A 20,950-nucleotide genomic window follows, 5' to 3' on the forward strand; every position below is an offset into this window, starting at 1 on the left:
TATGTCGATGCTTGAAGCACGTTACTTCGTGGCAAAGATAAGCGATGCACAGGCCGTGCTCTGCGATGAGGAGCTGGCGACACTGGAAAGGCTGATCCGGAAGGTTGATGATGGCCGCAGAGCAAATGGCAAGAGCTCGCTTACTTGCGTTGTTGTCGAAGAAGATTGGCCGAACTGGCAGCAAACGGTTGACTCTGTACTTTCACTTGCTGACGGGAAAGACAACGATTGGACCAATGCCACACCAGAACAAATCAAGGCCTTTTGGGTCGATGACTCAGTTTGGAAAACTCTGGATGGCCGGGATAAATGGATTGAAGATCTCGACCTGCTGGTGGACGGTTCCCCGGTGGCTTCTGAGTGGGAACCTTTTGGCTTGGAATCAGGGCAGTCTGTCGTCATACGAGGCGGATGGATAGAAGGGAATGCCTTGAGTGATGATGGCGTACCGCTAGTGCAGGCATTCGTCGCTTGGAAACAGGGCCAAGACAACCACTAAGGAAAATTACTTCGGAAGGGCGGCTATGGCCGCTTTCTTTTTAATATTTACAGCATCACATAATGATACTATGATGTTGTTAATTTACTTGGGGAGGCGCTTATGCTCACTGCTAAATGTATAGGGTGCGGATGCACCGATGATCACGCTTGTGTTGAAAAGGCACTGTTGCAAAGTTAGCGATGAGGCAGCCTTTTGTCTTATTCAAAGGCCTTACATTTCAAAAACTCTGCTTACCAGGCGCATTTCGCCCAGGGGATCACCATAATAAAATGCTGAGGCCTGGCCTTTGCGTAGTGCACGCATCACCTCAATACCTTTGATGGTGGCGTAAGCCGTCTTCATGGATTTAAATCCCAGCGTGGCGCCGATTATCCGTTTCAGTTTGCCATGATCGCATTCAATCACGTTGTTCCGGTACTTAATCTGTCGGTGTTCAACGTCAGACGGGCACCGGCCTTCGCGTTTGAGCAGAGCAAGCGCGCGACCATAGGCGGGCGCTTTATCCGTGTTGATGAATCGCGGGATCTGCCACTTCTTCACGTTGTTGAGGATTTTACCCAGAAACCGGTATGCAGCTTTGCTGTTACGACGGGAGGAGAGATAAAAATCGACAGTGCGGCCCCGGCTGTCGACGGCCCGGTACAGATACGCCCAGCGGCCATTGACCTTCACGTAGGTTTCATCCATGTGCCACGGGCAAAGATCGGAAGGGTTACGCCAGTACCAGCGCAGCCGTTTTTCCATTTCAGGCGCATAACGCTGAACCCAGCGGTAAATCGTGGAGTGATCGACATTCACTCCGCGTTCAGCCAGCATCTCCTGCAGCTCACGGTAACTGATGCCGTATTTGCAGTACCAGCGTACGGCCCACAGAATGATGTCACGCTGAAAATGCCGGCCTTTGAATGGGTTCATGTGCAGCTCCATCAGCAAAAGGGGATGATAAGTTTATCACCACCGACTATTTGCAACAGTGCCAGATATTCCTTTGATGCACGAGCTAAGTCATTGGTAGCGCAGGATTTACTGCTACTTTTACAAAGCACGAAGACACCATTGACGGCTTCGGCAGAGAACTCTTTGTTCCAAGACGTATTTTCTGTAATTGAACCAGCTAATGCCGTACTCGAAAGACACGCGATAATTACATATGCGGCAAATGTTTTCATGGCACCTTCTTGGTGGCTAACGTTAATTCGACCTCAGAGGCGTTTAAGTCAAAATACCTCTGACGTCTAACATGATTAATCAAAGTCTGATTTTTTAACAAAATCAGAAAGATAGACGCGAAACTTTAAAACAAAGGCGTCAACACTTCAAGTAGCGATCTTTCGCTTCGGCGAGGCCTAACGCCTGAGCTCAGCCGACCGAAACCGCGTAGCGGTTTTGGGTCGGCTGCAGCGATTTGTTGGGCGATAGCTTGCCACATTCTCTCAACGATTGGGATTTGATGTACTTTCCGCACTTTGTAGCGCGACCACATCATGCTCCCCCTGGCCGCGAGAGCCCTTCACTCGGGAAACACAAGACAGACCGAGCACGACTGTTGCAAGGGTCAAACAGTACACGACAACCGGCCAAGCCGTGTTGCGCGGCAACAGCGAAATGATCAACGTTCCGATGCTTCCTAGCAGTACACCGCCCAAGCAGAAGTAGACTGCCGTGACCGTTCCAGCAACATGGTCGAATCCTCGAAGAGCGCCATTGGGCGACACAGATACCGCTGTGGCGACACCAATACCCACTAGCCACATTGGAGCAATAAAGCCTAACACGGACTGCGAAGCCCATATTTCGGTGATGGCAAGCAATACTGCTCCAGCTATCAGGCATCCCATTCCCATTCGCAAGACACTTGGGCTGCCCCACTTGGGTATCACACGCCCCATAAAACGAGCCGTAAACACCATGGCAATTGCCACTGTGGCGAACAGCAGGCTGAAGCCAAGCTGAGACACACCTTGCCTGCCCATCATTAGTCCGGGCGCAATGGAGAAAAAGACGAAGAAGCTACCCATTCCAGCGGCGTAACACAACGTGTACAACCAGAAGTTCAGGCACTTAACGGGGAGTAGCAGCTGCGACCATTGCAAGCCCGCAACTCGTTGCACCCGGGTTTCAGGCCAGAATCGCCACGCTGCTGCAGATGCAGCGATCATGCCCAAACCTAGAAACGCAAAGATAGCCCGCCACCCAAGCCACATGTCGACGAGCGCTCCGAGCAATGGGCCTACCGCCGGGACCATGGCCAGCATGGATCCGAGTATGCCGTAAATGACATTACTTTCCTCGCGACCTGCGTAAATGTCACGTACTGTTGCAAATGTGGAAACAAGGCACGCCGAGGCACCACAAGCCTGAAGAATCCGAAGCCCCAGAAAGACTTCAGCCGATGACGTAAGAGCGAGGCCCATTGACGCCACAACGTAGGCGAGGCCACCTCCCAGTAGAACGGGGCGGCGCCCCAGTCGGTCCGATAGCGGTCCAAACAAGAGCTGACCGGCACCAATCATGACCAAGTACGTTGTCAGCGTAAGCTGAATTGTGCTCGCTGTCGTACCAAGCGCGTTTGGCATAAACGGCACTGCTGGCAAGTACATGTCCATGCCGAGTGATGCCAATAAATCGAACGGTGATAACAACAACACCGTGGCGGCAAGGGAGTACCGCCAACTAAAGTTTTTTGAGCGCACGAAACCATCTCCTTGAACAAAGGATTTGGCGGCGCTCCCGTAGAGCAAAAGGATTCATGAGAACGCCGCAACAACCGAAAAATGAAGGTTGCTGCGGCTTACTTGTCTGCGTTCTTGGAAGTGCTCATCTGCTGACTATCTCATGATTGAATTTGAATCGTAACAACTTTCAAGCAACTCTGCGAGGAGCCTTATTGTGCGCCCAACGTTTGACTTAGGCATCACTGCGTGTTCGCTCGAATGCCTGGCGTGTTTGAACCATGTACACGGCTGGACCATCTGGGGTGGTTACGGTACCTTGCTTCTCAAACCCCGCTTTCTCGTAGCATCGGATCGCTCGCAAGTTGCTCGGCGACGGGTCCGTTTGGATCTTGGTGACCTCGGGATCATTGAACAGCAACTCAACCAGAGCTCGAACCAGCTTGGTTCCCAAGCCTTTGCCCAGTTGTGATGCATTCGCCAGTGACTGGTCTATTCCGCGTACTCCTGGATCGGTTTCTTCTTCCCACCATCCGTCCCCGCTTCCAAGAGCAACGTACGACTGGGCATACCCAATCGGCTCTCCATTCAGCATTGCAATGTATGGAGTGACGGACTCTTGCGCTAAAACGCTTGGCAAGTACTGTTCCTGTACGTCAGCAAGTGTCGGGCGTGCTTCTTCTCCGCCCCACCACTCGACGATATGAGATCGATTTAGCCACTCATAGAGCATCGCAAGGTCATGCTCAGTCATGAGGCGCAGTGTGACGGAATCGTTGCTGTTGGTCACGATGCTGTACTTTGTGATGCCTAACGCCTGAATTAAGCCGCGCCGCGAAGCGGCGTCGGCTTGAATGAATTGTTAGATGCCAACCCGGTCAATGTGCGCTGACCTTGGATAGCAGGTTTAGAACGGCGACGCCACTGACGATAAGTCCCATGCCAATGAACGCCCAGAAGTCTAGTTTTTGGCCATGGAAAATCCAAGCAATAGCTGCCACAAGCACGATGCCAAGCCCAGCCCATACAGCGTAAGCAATACCGACCGGAATGGACTTGAGCGCGAGAGACAAGAAATAGAACGCAAGCCCGTAGCCAGCCACAACTACAACGGAAGGAACTAACCTAGTGAATCCATGGCTAGACTTCAGTGCGGAAGTTGCGATGACCTCGCCAAAGATTGAAACAGCCAGAAATATCCAGTTCTTCACGCGCAATCTCCTCTACGGTATGAAGGAGAAATTGTAGTGGCTATGAGTTGCCAAAAACAGTCTTGCGGCTATCGATTTTCTGTGAGCATACGCAACGCCAAATCTGGCATCTAACGCCCGCCTAAGGGGCTGGCAACGCATGACACTAAACCCAAACACAACAGCCGTAACCACCACAGCTCATTGGGACTGGAAACGCCACGCGTTGACAGTCCCTCTTGAGGCGTTTGTTATGTGTGTGTTCAAACCATCAAATTTAGTCAGGAACTACTATTAAACCTAATTGCTCTAAAAGTTGTTCTTGCTGCCACGAACAGATTTTTACACCTGTAAGGTCAACTTTCCGAGGGTCTAAACCATACAACTCCGAGTGGCTCAAATCACAACCTTGCAACCTACACTGGCTCCAACACCCTTCAGAAAATACTCCCCGACTTAAATCAGACTCTTTAAATGATGCACCACTCAGATTTGCGCCAATCCATCTATTCTCAAACAAATCACACTTTTCGATACACTGCCTTTCAAAGTTGGCGTATGAAAGATTACAACCTGTTATATAAGCTGAACAAAAATACATTCTGTTCGATACCTGATTCATGAAGCTAGCTTGAGCAAAATTGGCACCCTTTAAATCGCATTCTCTGAACTCGATACCAAAACAATTTGCACCTTTGAAATACGACATTGAAAGACTGCAGTTTTTAAAAGATGCATCTCTAAGATCCGAGTAAGAAAAATCACACCCCTCTAATTCACCTCGTTCAATGAAAGAACAATCTACAAATTGTGTATCGCGGAGGTTCGCTCGTTTAAAGGAACAGCAGAAAAATTTGCAATTTTTAAAATACTGACCACTCATGTCTTGATGTGAAAAGTCTGCTTGTACATATAACTGGTCTGTTTTATCCATTTTCTAGCCCTCTTTCTATTTGAGTCGAAGACTAACATTTACCAACCAGTTCTCAAGAAAAATAAACACCTTAAAAACAGCAACTTACAACCACTTAAAATCGCAAAAATAAGGTACCAAATTGACGCTCTAAGGCACTGTTTTTTAATTCACCCATGCCGCATGGCTAGAAAAAAGTTTTGATTAATCATGGCGCTTGCAAGAAAAACACATAACTTTGTTTTAGGGCGACTGCCCTGCTGCGTAACATCGTTGCTGCTCCATAACATCAAACATCGACCCACGGCGTAACGCGCTTGCTGCTTGGATGCCCGAGGCATAGACTGTACAAAAAAACAGTCATAACAAGCCATGAAAACCGCCACTGCGCCGTTACCACCGCTGCGTTCGGTCAAGGTTCTGGACCAGTTGCGTGAGCGCATACGCTACTTGCATTACAGCTTACCAACCGAACAGGCTTATGTCCACTGGGTTCGTGCCTTCATCCGTTTCCACGGTGTGCGTCACCCGGCAACCTTGGGCAGCAGCGAAGTCGAGGCATTTCTGTCCTGGCTGGCGAACGAGCGCAAGGTTTCGGTCTCCACGCATCGTCAGGCATTGGCGGCCTTGCTGTTCTTCTACGGCAAGGTGCTGTGCACGGATCTGCCCTGGCTTCAGGAGATCGGAAGACCTCGGCCGTCGCGGCGCTTGCCGGTGGTGCTGACCCCGGATGAAGTGGTTCGCATCCTCGGTTTTCTGGAAGGCGAGCATCGTTTGTTCGCCCAGCTTCTGTATGGAACGGGCATGCGGATCAGTGAGGGTTTGCAACTGCGGGTCAAGGATCTGGATTTCGATCACGGCACGATCATCGTGCGGGAGGGCAAGGGCTCCAAGGATCGGGCCTTGATGTTACCCGAGAGCTTGGCACCCAGCCTGCGCGAGCAGCTGTCGCGTGCACGGGCATGGTGGCTGAAGGACCAGGCCGAGGGCCGCAGCGGCGTTGCGCTTCCCGACGCCCTTGAGCGGAAGTATCCGCGCGCCGGGCATTCCTGGCCGTGGTTCTGGGTTTTTGCGCAGCACACGCATTCGACCGATCCACGGAGCGGTGTCGTGCGTCGCCATCACATGTATGACCAGACCTTTCAGCGCGCCTTCAAACGTGCCGTAGAACAAGCAGGCATCACGAAGCCCGCCACACCGCACACCCTCCGCCACTCGTTCGCGACGGCCTTGCTCCGCAGCGGTTACGACATTCGAACCGTGCAGGATCTGCTCGGCCATTCCGACGTCTCTACGACGATGATTTACACGCATGTGCTGAAAGTTGGCGGTGCCGGAGTGCGCTCACCGCTTGATGCGCTGCCGCCCCTCACTAGTGAGAGGTAGGGCAGCGCAAGTCAATCCTGGCGGATTCACTACCCCTGCGCGAAGGCCATCGGTGCCGCATCGAACGGCCGGTTGCGGAAAGTCCTCCCTGCGTCCGCTGATGGCCGGCAGCAGCCCGTCGTTGCCTGATGGATCCAACCCCTCCGCTGCTATAGTGCAGTCGGCTTCTGACGTTCAGTGCAGCCGTCTTCTGAAAACGACAAACGATGTCAGAATAGAGTTAAATTTCCTATTGATTGACATATTCCGTCAAAGGTAATAGATTTCATCCTGACACTTTTGCCTTTGGAGGCATCTTGCAAGGTCAACGCATCGGCTATGTCCGCGTCAGCAGCTTCGACCAGAACCCGGAACGGCAATTGGAGGGTGTTCAGGTGGCGCGGGTGTTCACCGACAAGGCTTCTGGCAAGGACACCCAGCGTCCCGAGCTGGAAAGGCTGCTGGCCTTCGTCCGCGAGGGCGACACCGTGGTGGTGCATAGCATGGACAGGCTGGCACGCAACCTTGATGACCTGCGCCGCATCGTCCAAGGGCTGACACAACGGGGCGTGCGCATGGAGTTCGTCAAAGAAGGGCTGAAGTTCACCGGCGAGGACTCACCGATGGCCAATCTGATGCTGTCGGTCATGGGAGCCTTCGCTGAGTTCGAGCGCGCCCTGATCCGCGAACGTCAGCGCGAGGGAATCGTGCTGGCCAAGCAGCGCGGTGCCTACCGGGGACGAAAGAAATCGCTGAACAGCGAACAAATTGCCGAGTTGAAACGGCGAGTTGCGGCAGGCGACCAAAAAACCTTGGTGGCCCGTGACTTCGGCATCAGCCGCGAAACCTTGTACCAGTACCTGCGGGAAGACTGACCATGCCACGCCGCTCAATCCTGTCCGCCACCGAGCGCGAAAGCCTGCTGGCACTGCCAGATGCCAAAGACGAACTGATACGGCACTACACGTTCAACGAAACCGACCTGTCGGTGATCCGTCAGCGTCGCGGCGCCGCGAATCGATTGGGCTTCGCTGTGCAGCTTTGCTACTTGCGATTCCCTGGCACCTTTTTGGGCGTCGATGAGCCTCCGTTTCCGCCCCTGTTGCGCATGGTGGCCGCGCAACTCAAGATGCCAGTGGAAAGTTGGAGCGAGTACGGCCAGCGCGAACAGACACGGCGGGAGCACTTGGTCGAGCTGCAAACGGTTTTTGGGTTCAAGCCCTTCACCATGAGCCACTATCGGCAAGCCGTGCATACATTGACCGAGCTGGCCTTGCAGACCGACAAAGGCATCGTGCTGGCGAGCGCACTTGTCGAGAATCTGCGGCGGCAGAGCATTATCCTGCCCGCCATGAATGCCATCGAGCGCGCAAGCGCCGAGGCCATCACCCGTGCCAACCGACGCATTTACGCGGCGCTGACCGATTCTTTGTTATCACCCCACCGTCAGCGCCTGGACGAACTTCTCAAGCGCAAGGACGGCAGTAAAGTGACGTGGCTGGCATGGCTGCGCCAGTCGCCTGCCAAACCGAACTCTCGCCACATGCTCGAACATATTGAGCGCCTGAAATCCTGGCAAGCACTTGATCTGCCCGCAGGCATCGAGCGGCAGGTTCACCAGAACCGCCTGCTCAAAATCGCTCGTGAAGGTGGCCAGATGACGCCTGCTGATCTGGCAAAGTTCGAGGTGCAACGACGCTATGCCACGCTGGTAGCGCTGGCCATCGAAGGCATGGCCACCGTCACCGATGAAATCATCGACCTTCACGATCGCATCATCGGCAAGCTGTTCAACGCGGCCAAGAACAAGCATCAGCAGCAGTTCCAGGCTTCCGGCAAGGCGATCAACGACAAGGTGCGGATGTATGGGCGCATCGGTCAAGCGTTGATTGAGGCCAAGCAAAGCGGCAGCGATCCGTTCGCCGCCATCGAGGCCGTTATGCCCTGGGACACCTTCGCCGCCAGCGTCACCGAAGCGCAAACATTGGCGCGGCCTGCCGACTTTGATTTCCTGCACCACATCGGTGAAAGCTATGCCACGCTACGCCGCTACGCGCCGCAGTTCCTGGGCGTGCTCAAATTGCGGGCTGCGCCCGCCGCCAAGGGTGTGCTCGATGCCATCGACATGCTGCGCGGCATGAACAGCGACAGCGCGCGCAAGGTGCCCGCCGATGCGCCAACCGCATTCATCAAGCCGCGCTGGGCAAAGCTGGTTCTGACCGACGACGGCATCGACCGGCGTTACTACGAGTTATGCGCCCTGTCGGAGCTGAAGAACGCGCTGCGCTCCGGTGATGTCTGGGTGCAGGGTTCTCGCCAGTTCAAGGACTTCGACGAATACCTGGTGCCGGTCGAGAAGTTCGCCACTTTGAAGCTGGCCAGCGAATTGCCGCTGGCAGTGGCCACCGACTGCGACCAATACCTGCATGACCGGTTGGAATTGTTGGAGGCGCAACTCGCCACAGTCAACCGCATGGCTGCGGCCAACGACTTACCGGATGCCATCATCACCACCGCGTCAGGCCTGAAGATCACGCCGCTGGACGCGGCAGTACCAGACGCCGCGCAAGCCATGATCGACCAGACAGCTATGCTGCTGCCGCACCTCAAAATCACCGAGTTGCTGATGGAGGTCGATGAATGGACGGGCTTCACCCGCCACTTCACACACCTGAAGACCAGCGACACGGCCAAGGACAAAACCTTGCTGTTGACGACGATCCTGGCCGACGCGATCAACCTGGGTCTGACCAAAATGGCCGAGTCCTGCCCTGGCACCACCTACGCCAAGCTGTCTTGGCTGCAAGCCTGGCACATCCGCGATGAAACCTATTCGACGGCGCTGGCCGAGCTGGTGAATGCGCAGTTTCGGCAACCCTTCGCCGGCAACTGGGGTGACGGCACCACGTCATCGTCGGACGGCCAGAACTTCAGAACCGGCAGCAAAGCAGAAAGCACTGGTCATATCAACCCGAAGTATGGAAGCAGTCCAGGACGGACTTTCTACACCCATATCTCCGACCAGTACGCGCCCTTCAGTGCCAAGGTGGTCAACGTGGGCATTCGTGATTCAACTTACGTGCTTGATGGCCTGCTGTACCACGAGTCGGACTTGCGCATCGAGGAACACTACACCGACACGGCAGGCTTCACCGATCACGTGTTTGGCTTGATGCATTTGCTGGGATTTCGCTTCGCGCCGCGTATCCGTGACTTGGGCGAAACCAAGCTATTCATCCCCAAGGGCGATGCCGCCTATGACGCGCTCAAGCCGATGATTAGCAGCGACAGGCTGAACATCAAGCAAATACGCGCCCATTGGGATGAAATTCTGCGGCTGGCCACCTCCATCAAGCAAGGCACGGTAACGGCTTCGCTGATGCTGCGCAAACTCGGCAGCTACCCGCGCCAGAACGGCTTGGCCGTGGCGTTGCGCGAGCTGGGGCGCATCGAGCGCACGCTGTTCATTTTGGATTGGCTGCAAAGCGTGGAGCTGCGCCGCCGCGTCCATGCGGGGCTGAATAAGGGCGAGGCGCGCAACGCGCTGGCCAGGGCGGTCTTCTTCTACCGATTGGGTGAAATCCGCGACCGCAGTTTTGAGCAGCAGCGCTACCGGGCCAGCGGCCTCAATCTGGTGACGGCGGCCATCGTGTTGTGGAACACGGTATATCTGGAGCGTGCCACCAGTGCTTTGCGTGGCAACGGCACGGCGCTGGACGACACATTGTTGCAATATCTGTCGCCGCTGGGGTGGGAGCACATCAACCTGACCGGCGATTACCTATGGCGCAGCAGCGCCAAGGTCGGTGCGGGGAAGTTTAGGCCATTGCGACCGCTGCCACCGGCTTAGCGTGCTTTATTTAATGAGATGGTCACTCCCTCCTTCCCGGTACTATGCTGAGGACAGGCTTTCATTCGGAGAACCATCATGGAAAACATTGCGCTTATTGGTATCGATCTGGGTAAGAACTCTTTCCATATTCATTGTCAGGATCATCGTGGGAAGGCCGTTTACCGTAAAAAATTCACCCGACCAAAGCTAATCGAATTTCTGGCGACATGCCCGGCAACAACCATCGCGATGGAAGCCTGTGGCGGTTCTCACTTTATGGCACGCAAGCTGGAAGAGTTAGGGCATTTTCCAAAGCTGATATCACCGCAATTTGTCCGCCCATTCGTTAAAAGCAACAAAAATGACTTCGTTGATGCTGAAGCTATCTGTGAAGCAGCATCACGTCCATCTATGCGTTTCGTGCAGCCCAGAACCGAATCTCAGCAGGCAATGCGAGCTCTGCATCGTGTCCGTGAATCCCTGGTTCAGGATAAGGTGAAAACAACTAATCAGATGCATGCTTTTCTGCTGGAATTTGGTATCAGCGTTCCGCGAGGTGCTGCCGTTATTAGTCGACTGAGTACCCTTCTTGAGGACAGTAGTTTGCCTCTTTATCTCAGCCAGTTACTGCTGAAATTACAACAGCATTATCACTATCTTGTTGAGCAGATTAAAGATCTGGAATCTCAGTTGAAACGAAAGTTGGACGAAGATGAGGTTGGACAGCGCTTGCTGAGTATTCCCTGCGTTGGAACGCTGACTGCCAGTACTATTTCAACTGAGATTGGCGACGGGAAGCAGTACGCCAGCAGCCGTGACTTTGCGGCGGCAACAGGGCTGGTACCCCGACAGTACAGCACGGGAGGTCGGACGACATTGTTAGGGATTAGCAAGCGGGGCAACAAAAAGATCCGAACTTTGTTGGTTCAGTGTGCCAGGGTATTCATACAAAAACTGGAACACCAGTCTGGCAAGTTGGCCGACTGGGTCAGGGAGTTGTTGTGTCGGAAAAGCAACTTTGTCGTCACCTGTGCTCTGGCAAACAAGCTGGCCAGAATAGCCTGGGCACTGACGGCGCGACAGCAAACTTACGAAGCATAAAGGCAGAAATACACCAGTTTAAACAATCATTCATCTGGTTTTGCGAATACTGATATTGATGATACTAACGGCCCACCGGCCTGTTGAGGAACCTGTAAAACGGAAAGGCTCATTGAAGCCGTATATTTTCTGGAGGTTCATCAGGCGCGGAACTCATCGAGGCGCGGGAATAAAATCCCATTCAGACGCCGGATAGATTCAAGCAAGCCAACTTGTCGTCAAAATCGGTGTTGCAAAAACGGGAGTGACCATAGATTCCGTTTTCTGAGACGACCCCTACAATACCGACACCGATGGCTGTTACGGCGACCTTACGCAGGTCTTCACCGATAGCTCCCAGAGTCTTCTTGTCAGGAGAGAAAAGACGCACAAACCACGTCTTAATACGCAAAAACTTTTTCATGATTACCTCCATAGTTGAAGAGGAGGCGAATCATGCCTGAGAGGGCATGAACACCCCCTCAGGGTTAAAGTTTTAGGCAGACAAAGCTGTTGGCTTCGCCTTGTTCATCTTCATTGAGTTAATGATCTTCGTCGCTTCATCAGCAAACGGGCCAGTAACTTGGATAGGCTCCCTTCTTGCGAAGGAGGCTGTCACCATCATTCTCTGGCCGTGCATCAGATGACGATACCGAGACCGCATAAGCTCAACGTAGGCCGCAGAGTCCCCCTCCCACCCCTCAGGGGGAGAGAAGGGGCACACCGCGTCGTTACCAGGCGTTGTATCAACCTTCGAGACATCAATGACGGCCATACTCAGCTCTCCTTCTCGCAATGAAATCGCGCAGGTAGCGAGCATTCGGGAAACCGAGGCTTCCCTGACTCATCAGGACATCGTTCCAGTCAATCCCTTTCGCTCTGGGCGGGATCGGGAGCTTAGGCAGCAGGACGTACACACGAATGCCGCGCTTCTCCAGCTTGGCTTTCAGCACGTTCGCTGACTTCTCCCCAGTCACAGACTTATCTTTGTCAGCCCAGATCAGTACGGTGTGAACACCTTCTGGAACCTCGAAGGACTCCATTAGGGTGGCATTGACCGTTGACCAAACCGGGATTTGAGTGACTCGATAAGCTGACAGAGCTGTTTCCAGCCCTTCTGCAACACCCAGGATACCCTCAGTCGGTTCACCGAGGCGGATGGCCGCGCCATTGACATCCAAACCGTCAGGAATGGGCATCATCTTTTTGGCGTTGCCGACCTTGGCTTTTTTACCGTTTTGGGTGAGATAGGTGCGGTGGAGCGTTACCAGGTTGCCTTCCACATCTCGGATAGCGCAGACGATAGCCGGGAATTTCCCAACTTCATTGCCATCTTCGTCGTAGTAGGCCATAGCCGGATTGAACCGCAGACAGTCTGTTTTTTCTACTTCATCAACTTTGAACAGCAGCTCGCGGTTTTTGAAGTACAGACGCATTGGCTCAGTCACATGACTGGAGAACGGCAAACACTCGTTCCATACCTTCTCGATTTTCTCACGGAGACGAGCACTGTAAGCGCGTTCGCGCTCCATTCTCTTCTCCATTTCTTCTTGGAGCTCAAGCAACCAAGGCTTAGGTTGTTCACGAAACATCGGAACAACTTTCGGCTTATTTTCGCTGCTTTGCTCTTCCGGTTGTGTGGCCGCAGGTTGTACTTGCGGTGCCGGAGTTTCTACCTTGCGGTTGACCACAGGGGCCGACTCAACATGGTGACTCACCGGCTCAACACCACCGTTCGAGCGAGCGCGGAACTGCGTTACCGTAGCGCCGCGACGTTCCACCAGCCAGGTGTTGCGATGCGTTTGCATAGGTTGTTCTCTCACAACATTCCCCTGCTCGTCCTTAACTTCAACGACGACAGTTACAGGCTCGCGCCCGAGGTTTGTCATGACGATCTCATCCCCATACTTGGCTTCACTTTCACCAATGGCTCTTTCAAGATCCACGCCCCAGATGGTGCGTTCCAAACCGCTCTTGTCACGGATGAAGGCAAAGTAGCTGAGCTCGTTGTCTTCGTTATGCTCATAAGGAGCTTTACCGTGGGCAATCAGAGTACCGGCAATGGATTTTTTACGATTCTTGGAATCGAGAACCTTGTTATTCACCTTCATAGGCTCTTGCTGAACAGGCGCTTTGGCCTGGACAGGAGCTCGTGTCGGTGCAGCGGCTTGTTGATACTGGGGTTGCTCTTTCTCAACGCCCAGATAATCACCAACCTCGCTCAGGCACTGTTTAAAGTCCCAGTTATTGAGCCACATCAGCAGCTCAAAACCATCATGATTGGCACCGCATGTATTGCATACGCCGCCACCAGTCAGGTGGGCATCCTTGAACAGTCGGAAGCCATCTTTCCCGCCGTGGATAGGACAAGAAACATGACGACCAGGTTTACGGAGAGCTGGTTCAAGATGGGGCGCTAGGGCCGCCAGGATGAATAGCCAGTTTCCGTTTGCAGCTTCACGAACGGTGTCAGCTTTGTAGTAAGACATAGGTTTTCTCCTTAGCGTGAACCCCAGCATCGAGGCTTCCTTAAACCCCCGTCGCCAGGGTTTTAAGGAAACCCCGACACCGGGAGAATGTGCCAAGGAGGCTCCCCAGCCGGGGAGTTCTCCCCGGCGAGGGGTTTAAAAAGGTCGCCCCCGAAACGGAGGCGAATTTTGTGAATATCACAAGCACAAATGAGCGCCCTCTTCCGAGGCCATCATGATTGTGACATCTGCGGTTACAGGATCTGACTTAATCACAACCTCAGTGGGTTTGAAAAAGCCATCTACAGTGGGCATGGGGTAATAAAGACGAATCTTTCCCCAATTCTTGTTGTCGGTAAAAGCGACCTTTGTTTGAGCAACACAAAGCTGCAAAAACATGAAAAGGAAGTCTTCTACCGAGTGCTTACCATCTGCACCAAATACTCCATCGACAATTGCCGGGGTCACTGCCACATTGGTCAGGAAACCAGCTTGTTTACCGATGGAAGATTGGTCCACCAGCAGACCATCATTGATGGCTTGTTGACGGATTTGGGCGAGGTCCAATTTAGCTACTTGGTTCATAAGGTGTACTCCAAAGTTAATGGGTACACCTACCCCGTGCGGGGAAGTGTACCCGCATGGGTTATTGAAAGGTCACGGCCAAAGCCGAGCTTTAAGGTTCCGAGTTTTACGCTGGCTGAATGCGCCAAAGAACGGTCGGAGGAAACGAGTCAGCGACACGCTTCACATTCGCGTAAAGAGTGTCCGTAAAGACACGCTCTAAGCGACGACCACCTTGACGATAAACCAACTTAAAGTCTTGGAATTTGTTCATGGATACCTCCAGAAATAACGGGAGGTATCTCCAGCAGGAGATAGACTCCCGCAGGGATTAATAAATTAACGTTAATTTGCTGTTTGTTTTTGGCGACCAGCTATCGCACTTTTCGCTCTCCGAAGAGAACAAAATCTGCTTACTGATGGTATTCACCATGAGTAAGAAGACTTGGGAAGTAAAGCAGGGGTTTCCCCCTGCCTTGTTATGCCGCTTTGAGGTGGCGAGAGAAAAAGTCCCTGGTTTGCTGGATAGCTCCCCGGAGAAGTTCTCGTCTGTAGCCAGCGTAGCTCTTGTCATCACTGGCAACGGTCAAGCCGTGCAGACTCTCTTCACCCAGGACAATCTCGTTTTCACGAGAGAGTACCTCAACACGTAGGCCAAGCACTCGCTCTTTCCCTTCCAGGATAGAACAAATTGTTTGGTCTCTTACTTCGTCATCCCAGTGGCCCATATCGAAATCCCGCTCAGGGAGTTCAGTAACACGCACCAGGTAGTTTTCAGTGGCCCGTTCCCAAACCACTTCATCTTCGCATGGAGAGGCCTCGATCAGCGAGTACCCGTCCGCTTCGAGCTTCTTGGAAAGACTTTTTACATCATCCGCCAGCTCCAGCACAAAGCGTTCCCAGAGGTCTTGCCAGCGCTCGACCATATCCTGGTTAATCCCTTCAATGCCGGTGCCAATCATGGAATCATCATCAGGGAAGATCCCTGTGAAGTCCACGTTGTCGTCGATGTTCATGCAGTTCCAATGGCTGTAGTGATGCCCGTGACTATTCCGAGTAATGGACAGGTCACAGGAACCATATTCGCGGAGGACAGAAAGCATATTCTCAATGTCTTTCTGTGCCATCAGGTTCTTCACGCGGCTGACAGCATCCACTTGGCCGGGCTCAGTGCTGAATAGGCGATTCATGAGAGCTTTGACGTCATCAACGCTCAAATCCCCGTAGAAGGCTACGCCATCCCCCTGGCAGTATCCGAGACTGTACTCAATCGTCAGATCATCCGGGTATCCACACTTAACCAGTTCGTTTTGAAAATGCTGTTTAATCATTGGTATCTCCTTAATTTCAGAGGGAGACACCATCCCCTCAGGGACCGATGTCCCCCGTGGGGTTAATGTTTGGGTTAAGAAGCCTTGCGGCTTAATTCAGTATCAAATCGAGGACCTTTGAGAACCGCAGTTTTCATAACCTCGAAGTTTCTTGGGTAACGCAGCTTTGAAACTGCGCCAGCTCGGATGTCGGCAGCCTCACTTGGAGAGACTAGCCTTAACCCTTCGCTGGTTTCAGCGTAGAACCAACCGGCATAACGCTCATAGGCATTCTGCTGGTACTGTTCAGTCGCCATATTCTTCCGGATCGCCTCTGTTAAGGCCTCAACAACACCGTCATCTTTCGTGATGATGTTGAAAACATGAGAGACAGTCAGGAAGTTCCCAAAGAAGCAGGCTGCCCCAAGCCAAGGCTGGAACATTTCGCCATTTCGCCCCGTCCTCACCATTGGTTCAAACGGGTATGGGCGATAACAGTGATACTGCTCAAACATCGGGTCAAGAACGTTGTCACCCAGGACATCCAGTAAAGTCTGAATACTGTCCGGGTCTTGGCCTGCCCACTTACTCCCATTGCTGAGAATCAGTGTTTTACCGTCAGTACGCTCCAGAGCTTGTTCAAAGTTAGACATAGTGCATTCCTTTTGGTTAGGACGCACCACACCCTCTCGGGATGATGCGCCCGAGTGGGTTAGTTGAGAAGGCTTAGCCGTCAAGTCCGTAAATTACGGCGGAGCCGGGCTCCATCTCGACAACTTGTGCGCTTCCTTCTTCTATCAGCTCCTGCATGTAACCAGACTCAGCATCCGGATTACGTTCGCAGTGTTCGTCCCAGCGTTTCAAAAGCCCTTCTGTGGCTTGTCCGTGGGTCTCACCAAGGCCGATAAACTCATAGTGTCCTGTGTTTACGATGATCACCACCATAGCTAGTGCTCTCCTACAGGTCACTTGGTACATACAGGTCATCTTTGATGGCAGAAAAATCGACAGGAGACTGGTCCCCATAGGTTCGATTCACGCCACCAGCATCATCGACACTGACAAAAACCGTGCGGAGTAAACCGCTGGGCTTTGCAGGGTAAACGATGCTGACATGCTGACCTTTGTACTGTTCTGACAAAGTGCTTTGAAGCTCATCAACCGAACGGAATTTCCGGTCGCGGCCAAAGTCCTTAATCTTGATGTCGCCAGGGATTGGATTAGTCATCGTTACCCCCTGCCAGCAGTTTATCTACTGAATGGCCGAGTCCGTTACCAAACCATTTGTCCAGAGCGTCGATTTCCGGGAAGTCCGATTTCACCTGAGCAACAACACGTTCCATTTTGCTGAGAGCATCCTGGAACTCAAGGCGGCACTGTTGCAAAGTTAGCGATGAGGCAGCCTTTTGTCTTATTCAAAGGCCTTACATTTCAAAAACTCTGCTTACCAGGCGCATTTCGCCCAGGGGATCACCATAATAAAATGCTGAGGCCTGGCCTTTGCGTAGTGCACGCATCACCTCAATACCTTTGATGGTGGCGTAAGCCGTCTTCATGGATTTAAATCCCAGCGTGGCGCCGATTATCCGTTTCAGTTTGCCATGATCGCATTCAATCACGTTGTTCCGGTACTTAATCTGTCGGTGTTCAACGTCAGACGGGCACCGGCCTTCGCGTTTGAGCAGAGCAAGCGCGCGACCATAGGCGGGCGCTTTATCCGTGTTGATGAATCGCGGGATCTGCCACTTCTTCACGTTGTTGAGGATTTTACCCAGAAACCGGTATGCAGCTTTGCTGTTACGACGGGAGGAGAGATAAAAATCGACAGTGCGGCCCCGGCTGTCGACGGCCCGGTACAGATACGCCCAGCGGCCATTGACCTTCACGTAGGTTTCATCCATGTGCCACGGGCAAAGATCGGAAGGGTTACGCCAGTACCAGCGCAGCCGTTTTTCCATTTCAGGCGCATAACGCTGAACCCAGCGGTAAATCGTGGAGTGATCGACATTCACTCCGCGTTCAGCCAGCATCTCCTGCAGCTCACGGTAACTGATGCCGTATTTGCAGTACCAGCGTACGGCCCACAGAATGATGTCACGCTGAAAATGCCGGCCTTTGAATGGGTTCATGTGCAGCTCCATCAGCAAAAGGGGATGATAAGTTTATCACCACCGACTATTTGCAACAGTGCCTTCCAAAGAAAGATTATCAGTCCGGACGGGGAATTAATTTGAATAAATGACCAACCGTTACTTTCGTTTTTTCAGAAAATAAAGAACAGCAGCACAGACTACCAGTACAGCAAACAGCCAGGAAAACGGATTGCCGTTAGTCATGTGACAAAGAAGTTCTGATAATGGCATTCCGTATTCTTATTATTCCCTCTTCGCGGCAACACTTCACGGACGCACAAAGAATTTGCACAACCGCTCAGTGTTTTCATATTTATTTCGGAAACGCCGGAGAGAAATGAAATTTATTTTATTTCTTTCCGGGCCTGGACAACGAGCAAAGCGAGGCGTCAGTCAGGAGGCCAGTCAGACCGGCCTCCTGAAGATGATTAAAGAATATTTGCAATTGATTTGGCCAGTTGTTCTTCCAGAACTGGTTTTGCCTCTTCAAACTTCAGGTTAACCTTGTTGGCATTCGATACCACACGGGTCTGGTATTTATGCTGATTACCGGTTTCGGTGCTGGTCTGAATTTTGGCACCCGAGGTTCCCTGGCGGAGGGCGGCAACATTGTCCGTTGTCACGGTCGCTTTTGTCCGTTCTGAGATCTGTACGTCGGTGATCATGGTGTAGTTAATATCTTCCACCATCGCATCAGCGGCCATCCCCACAAGCCCGGCAGCAAGCCCTACTCCCAGCGTGGCACCTGCTGAGTTAGAGTTATACGCTGTGATACCGGCCCCGAGCGCTGCCCCGGAGAGCGCACCTTCATAACCACGGTTCAGCCATCCCTGGGACTCACGCAAATCCATCTTGTCGGCCTTCAGCACGTTGGCCTGAATCCAGTAGTATGCCTTGTCCGGTGAGATGACCACTGTATACCCTTTTGCCTGAATGTCTTTTGCAATCAGGCTCTGCAGGTCACTCATATCCTTATCGGAGGTGTTTTTCACCTGCAGATATACCGTCCGTTCACTGGAGGGGTCAAGCCAGATGGTCTGGCTCATCTGGGTTTTCACTTCAAGATTGCGCTTTTTGATTGCTGTGCTCATCGCACCACACCCTGACAGGGCCAGAGTGGAACTGACCAGTGTAACCATCATTATTTTTTTCGTTTTCATCGAATTTCCTTTATTAAAGGCCATATTAATAGTACATCACATTGTTTATGCTGAGAGCTAAGTATTCTGTTAAGATAAGTTAGAGTGTCATGCAGAATTAAAATGAAAACGCCTTCCCTAATGTCAGCTTATAAATATCAGGCATTAATCATTCAGCCAAATTTTACTGATCACATCAGTATTTCAAGTTCAACTGTAACTGTTTGCTGCAGTTTAATTAACTCACGATTATAGCCGCCCATTTGCTACCTGTAATGATGGCTAGAACTATAACCGTAAGAGTTACCACCAATATCAACACCAATACCTGACATTGGTAAACCTGTTGCTGGATTAGATCTACTAAATTCAACAGATTCGAAATCCAAACTAACATGGTTATCAGATTCCTCAACAGCAACCTGAGTTTTCATCCAATCTTTTATGCTTATGCAGTTGCTAACTTTTCTCAAATCACATAACGTCCCGAATATAAATATCATCAGACTCAGCATTGGTGATATCAGTGAACATATCGGCATAATGATATACCAAATGACCTTACTGAACTTGTACTCACCCGGGGTGTTATGTTTCTTACTGATTTGATGAAACAGCCAGATAAATAATCCCTGCCACAACAGAACAAAGGCGAGTATAAATCCAGTTTCTGGCATATCCCATCCGGCAAGATAACAGGCAATAAACTGAACCATCATCACCAGGCATATCTGAATAAAATTTTTCATCACAACCTCCCAGGTATCTTCCTAAGGTTTATGCTTGTCCTGATACTCCTTCGCCCTTTTCATAAGTTCTTCCGGACTGTCAGCACCGGGCATCCGTTTCTGGGCAGATGTCTCTTCATTATATTTATTATCCTGAGAGAGTGCTTCTGTTTTATGCTGTTTCTGTAGGTCAGAATACTGCTGGCCGATAGCCTTTTCCTCACCCTGGATGTTTTCCTGAGTATCGCTGATACCGGAACGGTATGCTGTGACCATATTATCAACCTGAGGCTTCACATCATTGCGAATATTACTGTCCTGTGTCCGCTGGTCGAGTGTCGCCTGATGAGCCTGGTGATCGGCAATAACATCCTGTCGGTCACCACCACCGGATACCACGCCCATCCCTCTGCCTGTCTCACTACGACCTTCACTCCAGGCATTATCCACCCCGGGCTGAACCTGTTCCTGAACAAAAGACCAGGCCATTGCCCGGCGTTGTTCCGCCACTTCCGGAGAGCTGGTATTTGTCAGAATGGCTTCAGCATCATTCGGCGCATGCTTCTGTACATAATTCACAAACTGCTGTGACAAATCCTCACTCATCTGTCCGCTCATGCTTTCTGTACGGGATGCCATCTCAGCATACTCATGGCTGCGGGAGAGATTCGTGGTGTACTGGTCATAACTTTGCTTAGCAGAATTCAGTGCCGCAGACAGATGATCCACCCGGGATTCTGCATTATTGTCCGTATGGCTCCCGGATTCACTGACCTTACGGCTCGTAAAGTAATCGCTGGCCTCTTTAAAATCCTGTGTGGCTTTGGCATCCACATCATGACGTGTATTATGGCTGGCATGGGTATTACTGCTGGCCTGATGTGAGTCATTATCTTCCCAGTCTATGCCAGCCTTGCCACCACCTTTAACACCAGCCCCACCACCGACCCCCAATATCTTGGGCCTTATGCCCCACTCTGCATGTGCATCGCCATAAATACCCGCCGATGTTCTGGTGCTTCTCGAAGCCAACTCCTGGGTGGCCTGCTCATTGC

At 52.1% G+C, this 20,950-nt stretch carries 22 protein-coding genes and 1 pseudogene; 5 read left to right on the plus strand and 18 right to left on the minus strand.

The genetic code is table 11. The features are described 5' to 3' along the window. Position 1 precedes the first annotated feature (1 nt). Positions 2-499 (plus strand): hypothetical protein, encoded by a 498-nt coding sequence (locus ACQ29O_RS22725; RefSeq protein WP_000062185.1) that lies wholly within the window; start codon positions 2-4, stop codon positions 497-499. 213 nt (positions 500-712) lie between these two features. On the opposite strand, the gene ACQ29O_RS22730 is transcribed toward ACQ29O_RS22725, so the two are convergent. The 6 genes and pseudogenes from ACQ29O_RS22730 to ACQ29O_RS22755 all read right to left on the minus strand — a co-directional run bounded on the left by ACQ29O_RS22730 (position 713) and on the right by ACQ29O_RS22755 (position 5,298). Beyond that, positions 713-1,417, minus strand: coding sequence for an IS6-like element IS26 family transposase (locus ACQ29O_RS22730; protein ID WP_001067855.1), 705 nt, complete (start codon positions 1,415-1,417; stop codon positions 713-715). A gap of 62 nt (positions 1,418-1,479) precedes the next feature. Then, positions 1,480-1,671, minus strand: a pseudogene (locus tag ACQ29O_RS22735) (hypothetical protein); the annotation flags it as partial. 264 nt (positions 1,672-1,935) lie between these two features. Beyond that, positions 1,936-3,195, minus strand: coding sequence for a chloramphenicol efflux MFS transporter CmlA5 (locus tag ACQ29O_RS22740; protein ID WP_012300772.1), 1,260 nt, complete (start codon positions 3,193-3,195; stop codon positions 1,936-1,938). A gap of 214 nt (positions 3,196-3,409) precedes the next feature. Then, positions 3,410-3,964, minus strand: coding sequence for an AAC(6')-Ib family aminoglycoside 6'-N-acetyltransferase (aac(6')-Ib, locus tag ACQ29O_RS22745; RefSeq protein WP_022631510.1), 555 nt, complete (start codon positions 3,962-3,964; stop codon positions 3,410-3,412). 88 nt (positions 3,965-4,052) lie between these two features. Next, positions 4,053-4,385, minus strand: coding sequence for a quaternary ammonium compound efflux SMR transporter QacF (locus ACQ29O_RS22750; RefSeq protein WP_015243636.1), 333 nt, complete (start codon positions 4,383-4,385; stop codon positions 4,053-4,055). A gap of 256 nt (positions 4,386-4,641) precedes the next feature. Next, a complete protein-coding gene (locus ACQ29O_RS22755; RefSeq protein ID WP_000361704.1) occupies positions 4,642-5,298 on the minus strand; it encodes a quinolone resistance pentapeptide repeat protein QnrVC4 in 657 nt (218 codons plus the stop codon). A gap of 351 nt (positions 5,299-5,649) precedes the next feature. Between ACQ29O_RS22755 and intI1 the strand changes: the two genes are divergently transcribed. The 4 genes from intI1 to ACQ29O_RS22775 all read left to right on the plus strand — a co-directional run bounded on the left by intI1 (position 5,650) and on the right by ACQ29O_RS22775 (position 11,575). Then, on the plus strand, positions 5,650-6,663 hold the full coding sequence (gene intI1 / locus ACQ29O_RS22760) for a class 1 integron integrase IntI1 (protein ID WP_000845039.1): 1,014 nt from the start codon (positions 5,650-5,652) through the stop codon (positions 6,661-6,663). A 296-nt stretch (positions 6,664-6,959) separates the two neighbouring features. Further along, positions 6,960-7,517: a recombinase family protein gene (locus tag ACQ29O_RS22765; protein WP_001162012.1), complete on the plus strand. Its 558-nt coding sequence runs from the start codon at positions 6,960-6,962 to the stop codon at positions 7,515-7,517. Positions 7,518-7,519: 2 nt separating this feature from the next. Continuing rightward, positions 7,520-10,492: a Tn3 family transposase gene (locus tag ACQ29O_RS22770; RefSeq protein ID WP_001138073.1), complete on the plus strand. Its 2,973-nt coding sequence runs from the start codon at positions 7,520-7,522 to the stop codon at positions 10,490-10,492. Between the two features lie 78 nt (positions 10,493-10,570). After that, on the plus strand, positions 10,571-11,575 hold the full coding sequence (locus ACQ29O_RS22775; RefSeq protein WP_000427619.1) for an IS110-like element IS5075 family transposase: 1,005 nt from the start codon (positions 10,571-10,573) through the stop codon (positions 11,573-11,575). A gap of 181 nt (positions 11,576-11,756) precedes the next feature. Here the strand turns inward: ACQ29O_RS22775 and ACQ29O_RS22780 are convergent, their stop codons facing one another. The 12 genes from ACQ29O_RS22780 to ACQ29O_RS22835 all read right to left on the minus strand — a co-directional run bounded on the left by ACQ29O_RS22780 (position 11,757) and on the right by ACQ29O_RS22835 (position 19,916). Next, on the minus strand, positions 11,757-11,978 hold the full coding sequence (locus tag ACQ29O_RS22780) for a hypothetical protein (RefSeq protein WP_000714163.1): 222 nt from the start codon (positions 11,976-11,978) through the stop codon (positions 11,757-11,759). Between the two features lie 72 nt (positions 11,979-12,050). Then, complete coding sequence (locus ACQ29O_RS22785; RefSeq protein WP_000268337.1) at positions 12,051-12,329, minus strand: hypothetical protein; 279 nt, start codon at positions 12,327-12,329, stop codon at positions 12,051-12,053. Further along, complete coding sequence (locus tag ACQ29O_RS22790) at positions 12,316-14,043, minus strand: DUF7146 domain-containing protein (RefSeq protein ID WP_000122922.1); 1,728 nt, start codon at positions 14,041-14,043, stop codon at positions 12,316-12,318. Before ACQ29O_RS22790 ends, ACQ29O_RS22785 begins: the two co-directional genes overlap by 14 nt. A gap of 177 nt (positions 14,044-14,220) precedes the next feature. Further along, a complete protein-coding gene (locus ACQ29O_RS22795) occupies positions 14,221-14,607 on the minus strand; it encodes a hypothetical protein (protein WP_001077336.1) in 387 nt (128 codons plus the stop codon). Between the two features lie 458 nt (positions 14,608-15,065). Next, a complete protein-coding gene (locus tag ACQ29O_RS22800) occupies positions 15,066-15,917 on the minus strand; it encodes a hypothetical protein (protein WP_000595210.1) in 852 nt (283 codons plus the stop codon). Positions 15,918-15,991: 74 nt separating this feature from the next. Next, a complete protein-coding gene (locus ACQ29O_RS22805; RefSeq protein ID WP_000064432.1) occupies positions 15,992-16,549 on the minus strand; it encodes a hypothetical protein in 558 nt (185 codons plus the stop codon). A 73-nt stretch (positions 16,550-16,622) separates the two neighbouring features. Next, a complete protein-coding gene (locus ACQ29O_RS22810; protein WP_000260293.1) occupies positions 16,623-16,841 on the minus strand; it encodes a hypothetical protein in 219 nt (72 codons plus the stop codon). A 13-nt stretch (positions 16,842-16,854) separates the two neighbouring features. After that, entirely contained in the window at positions 16,855-17,124 is a 270-nt protein-coding gene (locus ACQ29O_RS22815; protein WP_000184110.1) for a hypothetical protein, read from the minus strand. Then, entirely contained in the window at positions 17,117-17,239 is a 123-nt protein-coding gene (locus tag ACQ29O_RS22820) for a hypothetical protein (protein WP_279355304.1), read from the minus strand. Before ACQ29O_RS22820 ends, ACQ29O_RS22815 begins: the two co-directional genes overlap by 8 nt. An 81-nt stretch (positions 17,240-17,320) precedes the next feature. After that, the gene (locus tag ACQ29O_RS22825) at positions 17,321-18,025 is read right to left on the minus strand and encodes an IS6-like element IS26 family transposase (protein ID WP_001067855.1); all 705 of its coding nucleotides are present in this window, start codon (positions 18,023-18,025) and stop codon (positions 17,321-17,323) included. 431 nt (positions 18,026-18,456) lie between these two features. Then, on the minus strand, positions 18,457-19,188 hold the full coding sequence (gene traT, locus ACQ29O_RS22830) for a conjugal transfer complement resistance protein TraT (RefSeq protein WP_000850404.1): 732 nt from the start codon (positions 19,186-19,188) through the stop codon (positions 18,457-18,459). A 245-nt stretch (positions 19,189-19,433) separates the two neighbouring features. After that, on the minus strand, positions 19,434-19,916 hold the full coding sequence (locus ACQ29O_RS22835; protein WP_000787664.1) for a hypothetical protein: 483 nt from the start codon (positions 19,914-19,916) through the stop codon (positions 19,434-19,436). Between the last annotated feature and the right edge of the window lie 1,034 nt (positions 19,917-20,950).

This window comes from Salmonella sp. GDC200615, assembly GCF_050574145.1.
Classification (GTDB): Bacteria; Pseudomonadota; Gammaproteobacteria; order Enterobacterales; family Enterobacteriaceae; genus Salmonella; species Salmonella enterica.